Origin of the sequence: Ochrobactrum sp. A-1 (assembly GCF_022488005.1) — a bacterium.
Lineage (GTDB): Bacteria > Pseudomonadota > Alphaproteobacteria > Rhizobiales > Rhizobiaceae > Brucella.
The window spans coordinates 676,274-691,670 of the sequence record NZ_JAKVQC010000004.1; the positions used below are offsets into that span (position 1 = coordinate 676,274).

The following is a 15,397-nucleotide window of genomic DNA, read 5'->3' on the forward strand; positions in this document are numbered from 1 at the left end:
TTGCTGGGCCCCAAGCGGAAATGCTCCGGGCACATTGAATCGGTCCGATCCTAGTCGCTGGATGGTTAATTCCCCATTAACCATGCAGGGGGGCGCAAACAAATCCGTTGATGAAATGAAAAAGGCACGGTTTCCCGCGCCTTTTTCCTCTTGAGACAATCCCGCTCTATTGAACGGATTCGCCGTGCAAAGCGATATCGAGGCCTTCGATCTCGGCCTGCTTGCTGGGCCGCAGGCCCATGACAGCCTTGACCACGTAAAGAATGATCGCGGTAGCAATCGCCGTATAGACAATCGTGATGGCAGCGCCAAAGAACTGCTTGCCGATGGTTGCACCTTCCCCGGCCGGGTTGATTGCCGCATCGGCGAAGAGACCGGTCAGCACCGCACCAACGAAGCCGCCAACACCATGGACGCCAAACGCATCGAGCGAATCGTCATAACCAAGCGCATGCTTGATCTTCACGGCCGCCACATAGCAGACCACACCGGCGACGATGCCGATGATGAGCGCACCCATAGGGTTGACGAAGCCGGCGGCAGGCGTAACGGCGACAAGGCCTGCGACGGCGCCTGAAATGATGCCGAGTACGCTTGGCTTGCCAGCAATCGCCCATTCTACGAACATCCAGGCCAGAGCCGCACCGGCGGTCGCAACCTGCGTGTTGAGCATGGCGACACCAGCGAGCGCATTGGCACCAGCAGCGGAACCGGCGTTGAAGCCGAACCAGCCAACCCACAGAAGGGCAGCACCAATGACCGACAGCACGAGATTGTGCGGCGCCATATTGGTATGGCCGTATCCGTCACGCTTGCCGATGATGAGGGCTGCGACCAGACCGGCGACGCCAGCATTGATATGAACAACTGTCCCGCCAGCAAAATCGAGCACGCCATCCGACGCCATGAAGCCACCGCCCCAGACCCAATGCGCGACCGGGATGTAGACGATAAACAGCCAGAGGGTCAGGAAGACCAGCATGGAGGAAAACTTCATGCGCTCGGCAAACGAACCGGCGATGAGTGCGGGCGTGATGACGGCGAAAGTCATCTGGAAGGTGATGAACACATATTCGGGGATGGTTCCCGTCAGCGATTCCATCGTGACGCCGGAGAAGAAGGCCTTGGAAAGGCCGCCTATATAAGAATTGAGCGATCCACCGTCGGTAAAGGCCAGCGAATAGCCTGCAACCATCCACAGAATGGACATGAGGCAGGTGATGGCAAAGCTCTGCATTACCGTGGACAGCACGTTCTTCTTGCGCACCATGCCGCCATAGAACAGTGCGAGACCGGGTATGGTCATCATCAACACAAGCGCGGTTGAAGTCAGCATCCATGCCGTATCGCCCGTATCGAGGGTTGGTGTCGGTGCGGCGTCCTGTGCCATTGCCGTCCCGGCCATGGCGACGAGCGCAGGCAGGGTAGCCAGAAGGGCCGTTTGCTTGTTTCTTCCTGTTATGAGCATCGAATATCTCCGTCGAAGGGCGGCTTCAAACGCGGCTGCGCTGGAAAGACCGGTTCAAACAGAGAGAAACAAAAATCGTGCCAGTTGGCCCCGACAGGAAAATTTACTGCAAATTTTCTGATATTCGGTGCGCCGGATGCGGAAATTCCAGGCCATTGACGAGATGATGCCGCTGCAATTTCGAACCGAATGACACCTTAAGTGATTCATTCGATTCAGGTTTTGCGCCATGGGCATTCCGCCAACCAGCGGCGAAATGCCTTATTTTTAATCGAAGCACTAACCTGCGATTAAAAAATAATCATTTCTTTTCATCGTGGACGCGGATCAACCCTTCCTGCGCGACCGATGCAATCAGCACGCCGTCGCGCGTATAAAGCGCGCCCCGGTTAAAACCGCGCGCGCCGGAGGCACTCGGCGTATCCTGCGTGTAGAGCAGCCAGTCATCAAGCCTGCACGGACGATGAAACCACATGGCGTGATCAAGGCTCGCAACCTGCAGGTCACGGTCGAAAATCGTGCGGCCATGCGGATGCAGGGATGTATCGAGCAGGGTCATGTCGGAGAGATAGGCGAGAATGGCGGCCTGCAGCGCCCGGTCATCCGGCACGATGCCGCGCGCCCTGACCCAGACATGCTGTGCAGGCTCAAGCTTCTCGCGTGAGAAATAATGGGTCAGCGATACAGGCTTGATCTCGATTGGCCGTTCCCGCTCCCAGTATTTGCGCACATTAGGCGGCGCCATATGGAGATATTGCTCCTTGATGTCACGATCACCGACAAGCTGTTCGGGCATTGGCAGCCCTTCCGGCATAGGAAGCTGGTGATTAAGCCCACCCTCATCCACCTGAAACGAGGCCGAAAGGGAGAAAATAGCCTTGCCATGCTGCTTTGCCAAAACGCGCCGCGTACTGAAGCTCGACCCGTCACGGATACGATCCACCTCATAGACAATCGGGATCGCCGGGTCGCCGGGTCGCACGAAATAAGCATGCAGGGAGTGGACGTCCCGTTCAGGCTCGACGGTGCGCTGCGCCGCAATGAGCGCCTGTCCGATCACCTGTCCGCCGAAAACCCGCTGCCAGCCGACCTGCGGACTGTTACCGCGGAACAAATCCACCTCCAGCGTTTCCAGATCAAGGATGGAAAGGAGCTCACGCATTGCGTCGGTTTGAGCATCTGCGGACTTTTCTTGATCAGTCATGGACAGCCTGTCTCCTGCAACCATATATATGCTTTGGTTTCTTGTTTGAGCCGGAGCATTGGAACCTGTCAAGAAGCGCGCGGGAAAAGCTGTATTGGCAGAAGCCCGAATACCTCGCTTCGACAGCTCGCGTTTCGATATGCACCGCGGCAAAATATCGGGTTTCATACGCGACGATATATGCCAAAACACTGCGTGAAAGACGGATTCTGGAAAGGAACGACAATGGCTGGCCAGAAAAATGCGGAAGCCCCACGCAATAACGATGTGGTGATTGCAGGTGGCGGCTATGTCGGGCTCGTTACGGCGGTTGCGATCAAATCGGCGGCGCCGCACCTTTCCGTTACTGTCATCGACGGTGCGCCGGCTGGTGCCTGGAAGAACGACCCGCGTGCATCCTCGATTGCCGCTGCTGCATCGCGCATGCTGGACCAGCTCGGCTGCTGGCGGGAAATCCTCCCCGAAGCCCAGCCCATCACGGAAATGGTCATCACCGATTCGCGTACCTCCGATCCCGTGCGTCCGGTATTCCTCACTTTCGAAGGCGAAGTCGAACCCGGTGAACCCTTTGCCCATATGGTCGAAAACCGCGTCCTCAACACCGCCCTGCACAACAAGGCTGAAGCGCTCGGAATCACCTTCCTTGAAGCCACCAGCGTGGAGAATTTCAACACTCTCCCAGAAGGTGTGGCAGTCACTCTTTCCAATGGAAACGCGCTTGAAACACGCCTGCTGATCGCTGCCGATGGCGCACGCTCCCGCCTGCGCGATCTGGCTGGCATCAAGACGGTCAACTGGGATTACGGCCAGTCCGGCATCGTGTGCAATGTCGCCCATGAACTGCCGCATGACGGTCGCGCCGATGAACACTTTTTGCCAGCCGGTCCATTTGCGATCCTTCCGTTGAAGGGCAATCGCAGTTCCCTGGTCTGGACCGAGCGCACGTCGGATGCCGAACGCCTCATCCGCGAAGACGACTTGGTGTTCGAAGCGGAACTGGAACAGCGCTTCGGTCACCGTCTTGGTGCCCTGCATGTCGAAGGCCCGCGCCGCGCCTTCCCGCTCGGCCTGACGCTGGCGCGCGAATTCGTGAAACCGCGCTTCGTGCTGGTGGGCGACGCGGCGCACCGCATCCATCCGATTGCCGGTCAAGGCCTCAATCTCGGTTTCCGGGATGCTGCCGCAATTGCGGAAGTCGTGGTCGAAACAGACCGGCTCGGCCTCGACATCGGTTCGTTTGCCGCCCTGGAGCGCTACCAGTCCTGGCGTCGCTTCGACACCGTGCAGATGGGGGTGACGACAGATATCCTGACCAAGCTTTTTTCCAACGATAACCCTGCCATCCGTTCGATCCGCGATATTGGTCTGGGGCTCGTCGATCGGGTGCCGACACTGAAATCCTTCTTCATCAAGCAGGCCGCCGGTCTTTCGGGCGATATACCGCGTCTGTTGAAAGGACAGTCCATCTAGTTGGGGCTGATTGCTGGAAGCCGTGGTCAAGCGCCCTATATCGGTAGCGGAAATCCCAACCGAGAGGAGAGCTTCCCATGGACAGAAAAGCAACCGCCATCTGGCAAGGCACGCTGAAGGAAGGCAAAGGCACCCTCAACACGCAAAGCGGTGCGCTGAAAGACCTGCCTTATGATTTCAAGGCTCGTTTTCAGGACGAAAGCGGTCGCTCCGGCACCAATCCGGAAGAACTTCTGGGCGCTGCCCACGCAGGCTGCTTTGCCATGCAGCTTTCAGCACTCCTCACGGAGCACGGAACACCTCCGGAAAAACTGGAAGCAACGGCAGCAGTTACTGTCGGCCCCGCAGCCGGTGGCGGCTTTGAGATCAGCCGCAGCGCGCTGACACTCAACGCAACTATTCCAGGCATCTCGGTCGAAGATTTTGAGGCTCTCGCCAACAAGGCCAAGCAATCCTGCCCTCTCTCGAAAGCACTGGGTGCCATCGAGGTTACGCTGGATGCAAAGCTGGTCTGAGCGAGTTCAAGACACGGAAATGATGAGCGGGCGCAAGCCCGCTTTTTATTCGGGCAGGTGGCAGACTGCTTCGATATTGTGCCCATCCGGGTCGGTCACAAAGGCAGCGTAATAATCAGGATGGTAATCAGTACGCAGGCCCGGTTTACCGTTGTCGGCACCACCCGCGGCAATAGCCGCTTCATAAAAGCGGTCAACCTCGGAGCGGGTTCCCGCTGAAAAAGCGACGTGAAGCACGCCCTCCAGTTTCGCGCCCTTCTGCTTGCCGATCCAGAATTCCGGCTTGCCGTTGCGACCGTAACCCACCCAGTCACCGAACTCCATGGCCCGGCTTATGCCAAGCGGTGCCAATGCCGCATCATAGAAACCCCGCGATTTGGGCATGCTGGAAATGTTGAAACCGATATGATCGAGCATGATTGCCCTGTCTCCGATGGACTTATTCTCCAATCAGATATTGGCGCGGCTATAAAGATCAAGCCTTCTGCGATGGTAACCGGCGCTCAGATCAAAAAAAGGGGAAGGTTTGCACCTTCCCCTCATTCAAATTGATAGCGATGCTGCGATTACACGCGGCGCTCGACCATCATCTTCTTGATTTCCGCAATCGCCTTGGCAGGGTTCAAGCCCTTCGGGCAGGTCTGCGCGCAATTCATGATCGTGTGGCAGCGATAGAGCCGGAACGGGTCCTCGAGATTATCGAGGCGTTCGCCCTTGGCTTCGTCGCGGCTATCGATCAGCCAGCGATAGGCCTGAAGCAGCACGGCAGGGCCGAGATAACGGTCGCCGTTCCACCAGTAGCTCGGGCACGAGGTCGAGCAGCAGGCGCACAGAATGCACTCGTAGAGACCATCGAGTTTCTGACGGTCCTCATGGCTCTGCAGCCACTCCTTCTGCGGCTCCGGCGAAACCGTCTTGAGCCATGGCTCAATGGAACGATGCTGAGCGTAGAAATTGGTGAGGTCCGGCACAAGGTCTTTCACCACCGGCATATGCGGCAGCGGATAAACCTTGATGGCGCCCTTGATGTCGTCCATGCCCTTGGTGCAGGCAAGCGTGTTCGCGCCGTCGATATTCATGGCGCAGGAACCGCAAATGCCTTCACGGCAGGAACGGCGCAGCGTCAGCGTCGGATCGATCTTGTTCTTGATATAGAGCAGACCGTCCAGAACCATCGGACCGCAATCGTCGCGGTCGACATAATAAGTGTCGATGCTTGGATTGGCGTCGTCATCCGGCGACCAGCGATAGATACGGAATTCGGTGACCCGCTTCGCGCCATCGGGGCGCGGCCAGGTCTTGCCCTCTTGGGGGCGCGAATTCTTGGGAAGTGCGAGTTCAACCATTGCTCTTTCCCTTGATTAGTAAACGCGCTTTTTCGGCGCAATCTTGGCGAGGCTGATGCCGCCTTCCTCTTCCGTCGTCAACGGATCGAGATGGACAGGGCGGTAGTCAAGCTTGACCTTGCCATCCGGCGACAGCCAGGACAGGGTGTGCTTGCGCCACACGGCATCGTTGCGATCCGGGAAATCCTCATGCGCATGAGCGCCGCGGCTTTCCTGACGCGCTTCGGCGGAAACAACCGTCGTCAGCGCATTGGCCATCAGGTTTTCCAGCTCAAGCGTTTCAACGAGATCGGAATTCCAGATCATCGAACGGTCGGTGACCTTAATATCCGGCAGTTCATGCCAGAGCTTTTCCATGCGCTCGACACCCTGCTTGAGCGATTCCGACGTGCGGAACACGGCGGCATCTTCCTGCATTGTGCGCTGCATCTTCTCGCGCAGTTCTGCGGTCGGCTGGGAGCCGTTGGCAAAACGCAGGCGGTCGAAGCGTTCCATGATCTTGTCACAGGCGGCGAGGTCCAGGTCAGGGATCTTCGACTTGCGGTCGATGACCTGACCGGCGCGGATTGCAGCCGCACGGCCGAACACGACCAGATCGATCAGCGAGTTGGAACCAAGGCGGTTTGCACCATGCACCGAAGCGCAGCCTGCTTCGCCGACAGCCATCAGGCCCGGCTGTACGCGGTCCGGATCGGCCTCAGTCGGGTTCAGCACTTCGCCCCAATAGTTGGTCGGAATGCCGCCCATATTGTAGTGAACGGTCGGCAGAACCGGGATCGGTTCCTTGGTCACGTCAACGCCTGCGAAAATCTTGGCCGATTCCGAAATACCCGGCAGGCGTTCATGCAGAACAGCCGGATCAAGATGGTCGAGATGCAGGAAGATGTGATCCTTGGCCTTGCCGACGCCGCGACCGGCACGGATTTCCATGGTCATGCAGCGCGAGACGACGTCACGCGAGGCAAGATCCTTGGCAGAAGGCGCGTAACGCTCCATGAAGCGTTCGCCTTCGGAATTGACCAGATAGCCGCCTTCACCGCGTGCGCCTTCAGTAATCAGGCAGCCAGCGCCATAAATACCAGTCGGATGGAACTGCACGAATTCCATGTCCTGCAGTGGCAGGCCGGCACGTGCAACCATGCCGCCACCGTCGCCGGTGCAGGTATGGGCGGACGTTGCCGAGAAATAGGCGCGACCATAACCGCCCGTCGCCAGAACCACCATCTTGGCAGAGAAACGATGGATGGTGCCATCATCGAGGTTCCACGCCACGACGCCGGTGCAGACACCGTCAGTCATGATGAGATCAAGCGCGAAATATTCGATGAAGAACTGCGCATTGTTCTTGAGCGACTGGCCATAGAGCGTATGCAGGATCGCGTGGCCGGTACGGTCGGCAGCAGCGCAGGTGCGCTGAACCGGAGGACCGTCGCCGAAATTCTGCATATGGCCGCCGAACGGGCGCTGATAGATCTTGCCTTCTTCCGTACGCGAGAAAGGCACGCCGTAGTGTTCCAGTTCGTAGACGGCGGCAGGCGCTTCACGCGCCAGATATTCCATCGCATCGGTGTCGCCGAGCCAGTCCGATCCCTTGACGGTATCGTACATATGCCACTGCCAGCTATCCGGGCCCATATTCTTGAGCGAAGCGGCAATGCCGCCCTGTGCGGCAACCGTGTGCGAACGGGTTGGGAAAACCTTGGTGATACAGGCCGTCTTCAGGCCCTGCTCGGCCATGCCGAGCGTTGCGCGCAAGCCTGCGCCACCGGCTCCAACCACCACCACGTCGAACTTGTGATCGACATAGGTATATTTGCTTGCCACAGCGGCGTCAGCCGCGTTGTTTACTGCACTAGCCATCGGGCTATCAACCTCCGAAGCTCAGCTTGATGATCGCAAAGATGCAGGCAAAACCGACCACCGCCGTAAAAAAGGTGTTCAGCATCACCAGCACGACCTTCATGCCTTCGCTATGCGCATAATCTTCAATAATGACCTGCATACCCAGACGCATGTGATAGACGCCGGTCAGAATGAACAGCGCCATCACGATTGCCGTGAAGGGATGCGACAGAGCAGCCCGGACTTCCGCATAGCTTGCGCCATTGAGCGAAATGACCAGACCGATGAAAAACATGACCAGCGGCACAAGAGCGACTGCGCTCAGGCGCTGATACCAGAAATGACCGGTGCCTTCCTTGGCCGATCCCAGACCCCGAACCTTGCCGAGCGGAGTGCGCATATCATTGTTCATACCGTTCATGAAACCAGCTCCCCTTAGCGCACCGAATAGGCAACGACCCAGACGACGATCGTGGCGATGACGGAGAAAACGACGGTCGCCCATGCGATCTTCGAAGCTGTGTGCTTTTCAAGCCCCGCGCCCGTATCCCAGATCAGGTGACGAACGCCACCAGCCAGATGGTGCAGAAGTGCCCAGGTATAGCCGAACAGGATCAGGCGACCGATCCATGACGAGAACAATGCATCGACGATATTGAAGCACTCTTCGCTGACTGCAGCCGAAATCAGCCAGGCTGCCAGCAAAAGGGTGCCGACGTAAAGTGCACCGCCTGTGATGCGATGGACGATAGACATCGTCATCGTAATGACCGGCTTGTAGATGGACAGGTGCGGCGACAAAGGACGCTGACGCGTTACAGTCGGTTGTGTCATGGCTCTGTAGGCTTCCCTGACGTTTCTCTCCGGCCACACCCCGCAGACGAAGATCAGCGAAGCAGCCAGATGGCGGGTTCTCCCGAACCCTCGTTCGATGTCGTCCAAAGCGCAGGGAACCGGACTTTACGATCCCGCGCCGGTACGACCCAATAAAATATGGCTGGGCCGTGGCGTACGGCCCTATGTGGCGCTTTCTACTGCGCTTTTACCATCACGTCAAAGAAGCTTTTTCACGAAAAGACTAACAATTGGTCGCACCTGGGCGACACATTCGCGTGATTGCGGCATTCAAACGATTGAACACCGCAATCCGCAAAAACATGTGTAATTTCATCAACTTTTGAGAAATCGATTAATTGCCGAATCGAATCACATAGCTCGACCAATCGGCAGCCGTAGCGATCTGTTCATAGAGCTTGCGCCCGTCTTCCGGCACGCGCGGCGCGTTGAGCACCAGCTTGGACCAGCTGCGCTCCTCGGCCTTGTCGGCCAGCACGTCGATCAGCGCCTTGGCGATGCCCTTCCCACGATGATCGTGATGTACATAGATATGGTCCACCTGTCCTGCACGCAAGCCTGTCACGGGTTCGGGCAGATCGTAGAAGATCACGAAGCCGACCAGATTTCCGTCAACCCTGGCACCCAGTGTTTCAGCGGCACGATCCTGAAGCAGATGCTCGGCATAAAAATCGTCGGGACGGCGTGGAGCGCCGCGCTTCAGCGCCTGCGCATAGCTTGCCAGCAGCGGTGCGAATTCATGGGCATCACGCAGATGGAGGAGCGCAATATCGACGGCATGATCTTTGGTCATTGGACGTTCCTTGGCGTTTCCAGCTCTTCCGTCTGCGACCTGCGAAGCAGTAGCGCACGGGAAGACCGGTTCGATTTTAGCCAGCACGGATGACAAAGGTAAAGAAAGAGTTAAGATAGTCCTCATTCTCTTTGGGATCATGCGTGATAAGGCTCGATCAACGATGGCAAACCGCAAACGGATGATGCTTGGTCTGATTGTCGTCGGCATTCTTGCGCTGGCCGGTCCCGCGCTTGCCGAGGAAGCTGTGCGCTTCGTCGACGCATCGGGCAATCTTGTCATCCAGATGCCGGATAACGGCGCCAGGATCATCCGGGTCGGCACGGCACAGAAGTCATTTTTGTCTTCGCCGCAACGCATAAAAGTGATTACCGCGCCACGGGATCACGCCGTTGCCTATATCGTTGCCAAGCCCAACAGCAATTGCGAAAGCGCAGTCGTGCTGCGCGGGCGCTCTTTCATGTATGGAATCGACCGCGGGGAAACGCCGGTTCTCGACCATGCGGGCTGCGGCTATCATTAGGATTTGTTCAACGCCCGGCCTTTGCGCGGAATTCCACGATGTTTTCGTCCATCAAAATCGGCAGAGCGCTGCGGACGCAGTTACGTCCACCCTTCTTCGCTTCGTAAAGCGCCCCGTCGGCCCGCTTGTAGAGATCGGAAAACACATCATCGAATTCCATTTCCGCGATGCCGAAGCTCGCGGTGAATTCAATCCCGCCGTTCCTGCCGGAAATATGGACATCGCGGCAGACAAGCCGGGTCTTGTCCGCAAACCGCCATGCGGACTGGATCGTGTTGCCCGGCAGAATGATTGCGAATTCCTCACCGCCTATACGCGCGGCAATCCCGCCCTTGGCATTCGCTGCCTTGCGCAACTCGGCAGAGAAAGCAGCGATGACGCGATCTCCCAAAGCATGACCATGCGTATCATTGATTACCTTGAAGTGGTCGATGTCGCACAGAACAAGTGACAGGGCCTGCCGCATGCGTTTCGATTTTTCGATTGCAGCCTCGGCACGAAACTCTAAGCCGCGCCGGTTGAGCAGCCCCGATAGCTGGTCGGTTTCGGAGCGGATCAGCATATTGGCAATCAACTCCCGCATCAGGCTCAAGAGCAGAAGCAGTCCACCCGCAACAGAAAGAGCGGCACCGATCGACTGCGAGAACATCGCATAGGTCGTATCGATATAGTCTCTGGGTTCAGCTCCCGTCCCTCCCGACAGCATCGCGATGACCGGCTTGAACAGAAAATGGACCGCACTAAAGCCGAACAGCACCGCCATCAACGTATCGATGCCGTTGCGATCCACCCGCAGGATCAGCCAAACCGCAAGCAGCAGGACGAGGAAATAGGGTGCCTGATAAAGCACCATGGCGATCATCTGGCTGCGGGCAATGTCATATATGCCGTAGACCACAGCGAGCGACACAATTGTCAGTAAACCGAGCGCAATCCACGGCACCGGTCGGGCATACATTCGCGCCAGACCGACGACCAGACAGGCCAATGTCAGGTAATAGGTCGAAAAGGCGAGCATATAACCGAGGCGGGGATTGGGAATGGAAGGCATGGCAAGCTCTGTCAGGAAATAGAGCATTGCGAAAATGAAACCGAAGGCGAAGACAGGCGCTGCCGCATTATCCCGCGCATAAACGGCGATGCCGAGAAATGCGAAAGCAAACAGACCGGAAACGGTCATGTTGATCAGGAGGATAAAGTCGGCTCCATTCATCAATGCTCTTCCCCGTGCTGGCTGTCAAAGGCTTCCAAACGCTAAAGCGCCGTGCGTCCTTATGGACGCACAAAGGACGCTCTAAGCCATTGAACCTACGCATCGTGCTTTCTGAAAATCGATTCCGATTTTCAGGCCGATGCTGTAGCCACCCCATGCCTCCTTACAATCAAAGCGTGAAAAAGCTGCTAATATACAGCCAAAGAAAAACCGCCGGGATGAGCCGGCGGTTTGATCTTTCCAGAAGCGTTTTAAAAACACCTCATCTGGTGTGAAACCTTAGTTCCACTCGCGAATGTCGACGAAATGTCCGGCAATGGCAGCGGCGGCGGCCATGGCTGGCGACACAAGATGCGTGCGGCCCTTGAAGCCCTGACGGCCTTCAAAATTGCGGTTCGAGGTCGAAGCGCAACGTTCGCCCGGCTTCAGGCGGTCGTCGTTCATGGCAAGGCACATGGAACAGCCCGGCTCGCGCCAGTCAAAACCGGCTTCGATGAAGATCTTGTCGAGACCTTCAGCTTCCGCCTGTTCCTTCACCAGGCCAGAACCCGGCACGATCATGGCGTTTACGCCAACAGCAACCTTCTTGCCTTCGGCCATGCGCGCAGCGTCGCGCAGATCTTCGATACGGCCATTAGTGCAGGAGCCGATGAAGACGCGATCGATTTTGATATCGGTCATCTTGGTGCCCGGCTTCAGGCCCATATAGTCCAGAGCACGCCACTTCGATGCACGCTTGGTCTCGTCCTTGATCTCGTCCGGATTCGGAACGACGTCGGTGACGAAGACCACGTCTTCCGGCGAGGAACCCCAGGAAACAACCGGAGAAATCTTGGCAGCGTCGAGTTCGACGATCTTGTCGAAATGCGCACCTTCATCCGAATGCAGTGTCTTCCAGTAGGAAATCGCCTGTTCCAGTGCCTCGCCGTTCGGTGCACGAGGCTTGCCCTGCACATAGGCAAAAGTCGTTTCGTCCGGTGCGATCAGGCCTGCGCGAGCGCCACCTTCAATCGACATGTTACAGACCGTCATACGGCCTTCCATCGACAGCGAACGAATGGCATCGCCCGCATATTCGATCACATAGCCGGTGCCACCGGCGGTGCCGATTTCGCCGATGATGGCGAGCGTGATGTCCTTGGCGGTGACGCCCGGAGCCAGTTTACCATTCACACGCACCAGCATGTTCTTGGCCTTTTTCTGGATCAGGGTCTGGGTTGCCAGAACATGCTCCACCTCGGAGGTGCCGATACCGTGCGCCAGCGAGCCGAAAGCACCGTGCGTGGAAGTGTGGCTGTCGCCGCAAACGATCGTCATGCCCGGAAGGGTGAAGCCCTGCTCCGGTCCGACGATATGCACGACGCCCTGACGGCGATCACGTTCGGAATAATATTCAACGTTGAAATCCGCGGCATTCTTGGCCAGAGCCTCGACCTGAATGCGGCTTTCCTCGTTCTTGATACCGTTGATGCGGTCTGGCGAGGTCGGGACATTGTGGTCGACGACGGCCAGCGTCTTTTCAGGATGCCGCACCTTGCGGCCAGCCATGCGCAGGCCTTCAAAAGCCTGCGGGCTCGTCACTTCGTGCACAAGATGGCGATCAATATAAAGGAGGCAGGTTCCGTCTTCCTGCTGATCCACTACATGGTCGTCCCAGATCTTGTCATAAAGTGTACGCGGCGCGCTCATTGCGAGAGGTCCTTTGAATAGTTCTTAACTTTGGCTGTCATATGCACCCGCCGTCACAGTTCGTCAAGAAACTGAAACCGCAACAGGGTGTCGCAGTAACAATCTTGCGAGATATCGGCAGAATTATGCGTTATGTTACGCAGCCCTATGCATTTGGCAAATAAAAAAGGCGACCAAAGGCCGCCTTTTTCAAACAGAGTGCTGTGAAGCTTATTCAGCAGCAGCCTTGGCAGCCTCAGCCTTGGCGGCGGCAGCCTTGTCAGCTTCGCGCTCGGCCTTGGTACGGTTGTCTTTCTTTTCAGCAATACGGGCAGCCTTACCGGTAAGGCCACGAAGGTAGTAAAGCTTCGCGCGACGTACCTTGCCGCGGCGAACGAGTTCAACGCCTTCGACGATCGGCGAGTAAACCGGGAATACGCGCTCTACGCCTTCGCCGTAGGAAATCTTGCGAACGGTGAAGTTTTCGTTGAGGCCAGCGCCGGAACGGGCAATGCAGACGCCTTCATAGGCCTGCACGCGGGTACGCGTGCCTTCGGTAACGCGAACCTGAACGCGAACTGTGTCGCCCGGCTGGAAATCTGGAAGCTTGCGCTTTTCTTCAATCTTTGCTGCCTGTTCGGCTTCAAGCTGACGAATGATATCGGTCATCGTCTGACTCCTTCTGAATTCTTCTCAAACAGTCAGAGCGCTCTACACTTGCCGCCAAGCAACCCTTGGCCCTGCGGCTATGCCTTCAGTTTCAGGCAGGAGCGGTACACCATTTATTGGTTTACGGACGTCTCGGGCTTTGCCCGAACGAGGTATTTCACGTCGGGTTTCCCCGAACTGGCAGGCACATACAGCATCACGCAGGATTTGTCACGCCCTGTCAGAAATTTTCGTAGCCAGCCTCTCGATACTGTGCCACAAATATCGTCAACAATAAAAATATAAATCGTAAACAACTATAAAAGCTGCCGCTTAAATGGGAACACTATGACAATCAAGAATCCATCACCCTCGTTATACAACGAGGATCTGGCACCAGCCGAAGAGCGCAAATGGGGTGCTTTCAGCATTTTCAACGTCTGGACATCGGACGTTCATAGCCTCTGGGGCTATTATCTCGCCGCAAGCCTGTTTCTTCTGTGCGGCAGCTTCTTGAACTTTGTCATAGCCATCGGTGCGGGGTCACTGGTCATCTTCTTCCTGATGAGCCTGGTGGGTAATGCCGGCGTACGAACGGGCGTGCCTTTCCCGGTGCTGGCGCGGGCATCGTTCGGCACGTTCGGAGCCAATTTTCCAGCACTCGTGCGCGGCGTTGTCGCCTGTTTCTGGTATGGCGCACAGACGGCTGCCGCCTCCGGTGCACTCGTCGCATTGCTGATCCGCAACGAGAGTATGCTGTCCTTTCATCAGAACAGCCATCTTCTCGGCCACTCTACCCTTGAAGTCATCTGCTATGTCCTGGTTTGGGCGGCCCAACTTCTCATCATCCAGCGTGGCATGGAAACCGTACGCAAGTTTCAGGATTGGGCCGGCCCGGCCGTCTGGATCATGATGCTTATCCTGGCTGTTTATCTGGTCATTAAAGCCGGCACCTTCTCGTTCGGCAGTGAAATTCCGCGCGATGTACTGCTTGAGAAAACGAGAGATGCGGGTGTCATGGGCGAGCCAGGGTCCTTTGCAGCGCTCGCGGCTGTTGCAGCCACTTGGATCACCTATTTCGCAGCGCTCTATCTGAACTTCTGCGACTTCTCACGTTATGCCAAGGATGAAGCATCCCTGCGGCGCGGCAACCTGTGGGGTCTGCCGATCAATCTTCTGGCCTTCTGCCTCGTCGCCGGCGTCACAACCACTGCGGCCTTCACCGTCTATGACGAAGTCCTGCTTCATCCGGACCAGATTTCGGCAAAGTTCGATAGCTGGTTTCTCGCACTTCTGGCTGCGCTGACCTTTACCGTCGCAACACTCGGCATCAATGTGGTCGCAAATTTCGTTTCTGCGGCCTTCGACTTCTCCAACACATTCCCGCAGAAAGTCTCGTTCAAGCGGGGCGGAGTCATCGCAGCTCTGATCGCTCTGATCCTCTACCCGTTCGCGCCGTGGGAAACCGGTGCAGCGCATTTCGTCAACTTCCTCGGCTCCACCATGGGTCCGATCTTCGGAATCATGATGGTCGACTATTATCTATTGCGTCGCGGACAGTTGAATGTGGCTGATCTTTATCAGGAGAACGGTGAATTCCGGTTCCAGAACGGTTGGCACGTCAAGGCTTTCATCGCTTTTGCAATTGGTGCCTTGTTCTCATCCGTCCTGCCAATGGCCACCAATCTCCTGCCGGCATGGTGGGCAACCTATGGCTGGTTCTTCGGCGTCGGTATTGGCGGCGGCGTCTATTTTGTACTGCGCAGATCGCAGACAGAACTTCGCAAGCCCGCACATCAGCATTCTGCCTGATTATACGAAACGAAAATGCCCGGCATAAGCCGGGCATTTT

15 protein-coding genes are annotated in these 15,397 nt (G+C 56.9%); 4 read left to right on the forward strand and 11 right to left on the reverse strand.

The genetic code is table 11. The features are described 5' to 3' along the window. Positions 1-166: 166 nt before the first annotated feature. A complete protein-coding gene (locus MKS82_RS12830) occupies positions 167-1,468 on the reverse strand; it encodes an ammonium transporter (protein ID WP_109988602.1) in 1,302 nt (433 codons plus the stop codon). Positions 1,469-1,769: 301 nt separating this feature from the next. After that, positions 1,770-2,672: an acyl-CoA thioesterase II gene (gene tesB, locus MKS82_RS12835; RefSeq protein ID WP_240578910.1), complete on the reverse strand. Its 903-nt coding sequence runs from the start codon at positions 2,670-2,672 to the stop codon at positions 1,770-1,772. Between the two features lie 225 nt (positions 2,673-2,897). Here tesB and MKS82_RS12840 point away from each other — a divergent pair, with 225 nt between their 5' ends. Together MKS82_RS12840 and MKS82_RS12845 are read left to right on the forward strand one after the other, a co-directional pair. Further along, positions 2,898-4,142 carry a ubiquinone biosynthesis hydroxylase gene (locus MKS82_RS12840; protein ID WP_109988606.1) on the forward strand — a complete coding sequence of 415 codons (1,245 nt, stop codon included), beginning with the start codon at positions 2,898-2,900 and terminating at the stop codon, positions 4,140-4,142. A 77-nt stretch (positions 4,143-4,219) separates the two neighbouring features. Further along, positions 4,220-4,657 (forward strand): OsmC family protein, encoded by a 438-nt coding sequence (locus tag MKS82_RS12845; RefSeq protein WP_061344520.1) that lies wholly within the window; start codon positions 4,220-4,222, stop codon positions 4,655-4,657. Between the two features lie 45 nt (positions 4,658-4,702). Here the strand turns inward: MKS82_RS12845 and MKS82_RS12850 are convergent, their stop codons facing one another. The 6 genes from MKS82_RS12850 to MKS82_RS12875 form a co-directional block, all read right to left on the reverse strand. Further along, positions 4,703-5,074, reverse strand: coding sequence for a VOC family protein (locus MKS82_RS12850; protein ID WP_109988607.1), 372 nt, complete (start codon positions 5,072-5,074; stop codon positions 4,703-4,705). A 149-nt stretch (positions 5,075-5,223) separates the two neighbouring features. Further along, complete coding sequence (locus MKS82_RS12855) at positions 5,224-6,003, reverse strand: succinate dehydrogenase iron-sulfur subunit (protein WP_010657572.1); 780 nt, start codon at positions 6,001-6,003, stop codon at positions 5,224-5,226. Between the two features lie 15 nt (positions 6,004-6,018). Continuing rightward, on the reverse strand, positions 6,019-7,863 hold the full coding sequence (sdhA, locus tag MKS82_RS12860; RefSeq protein ID WP_061344522.1) for a succinate dehydrogenase flavoprotein subunit: 1,845 nt from the start codon (positions 7,861-7,863) through the stop codon (positions 6,019-6,021). 7 nt (positions 7,864-7,870) lie between these two features. After that, entirely contained in the window at positions 7,871-8,266 is a 396-nt protein-coding gene (sdhD, locus tag MKS82_RS12865) for a succinate dehydrogenase, hydrophobic membrane anchor protein (protein ID WP_109988608.1), read from the reverse strand. A gap of 14 nt (positions 8,267-8,280) precedes the next feature. Next, on the reverse strand, positions 8,281-8,679 hold the full coding sequence (sdhC, locus tag MKS82_RS12870) for a succinate dehydrogenase, cytochrome b556 subunit (RefSeq protein WP_109988609.1): 399 nt from the start codon (positions 8,677-8,679) through the stop codon (positions 8,281-8,283). A 355-nt stretch (positions 8,680-9,034) separates the two neighbouring features. Beyond that, positions 9,035-9,493, reverse strand: coding sequence for a GNAT family N-acetyltransferase (locus MKS82_RS12875; RefSeq protein WP_006470954.1), 459 nt, complete (start codon positions 9,491-9,493; stop codon positions 9,035-9,037). Between the two features lie 163 nt (positions 9,494-9,656). On the opposite strand from MKS82_RS12875, the gene MKS82_RS12880 reads away from it, so the two are divergent. Beyond that, positions 9,657-10,016, forward strand: coding sequence for a hypothetical protein (locus MKS82_RS12880; RefSeq protein ID WP_109988610.1), 360 nt, complete (start codon positions 9,657-9,659; stop codon positions 10,014-10,016). Between the two features lie 7 nt (positions 10,017-10,023). Here the strand turns inward: MKS82_RS12880 and MKS82_RS12885 are convergent, their stop codons facing one another. The 3 genes from MKS82_RS12885 to rplS form a co-directional block, all read right to left on the reverse strand. Beyond that, entirely contained in the window at positions 10,024-11,229 is a 1,206-nt protein-coding gene (locus tag MKS82_RS12885; protein WP_109988611.1) for a GGDEF domain-containing protein, read from the reverse strand. A 279-nt stretch (positions 11,230-11,508) separates the two neighbouring features. After that, positions 11,509-12,918, reverse strand: a complete 1,410-nt coding sequence (gene leuC, locus MKS82_RS12890) for a 3-isopropylmalate dehydratase large subunit (RefSeq protein ID WP_109988612.1) — start codon at positions 12,916-12,918, stop codon at positions 11,509-11,511. A 210-nt stretch (positions 12,919-13,128) separates the two neighbouring features. Further along, the gene (gene rplS / locus MKS82_RS12895) at positions 13,129-13,566 is read right to left on the reverse strand and encodes a 50S ribosomal protein L19 (RefSeq protein WP_006467977.1); all 438 of its coding nucleotides are present in this window, start codon (positions 13,564-13,566) and stop codon (positions 13,129-13,131) included. Between the two features lie 327 nt (positions 13,567-13,893). Between rplS and MKS82_RS12900 the strand changes: the two genes are divergently transcribed. Beyond that, complete coding sequence (locus MKS82_RS12900; RefSeq protein ID WP_109988613.1) at positions 13,894-15,357, forward strand: NCS1 family nucleobase:cation symporter-1; 1,464 nt, start codon at positions 13,894-13,896, stop codon at positions 15,355-15,357. Positions 15,358-15,397 lie beyond the last annotated feature (40 nt).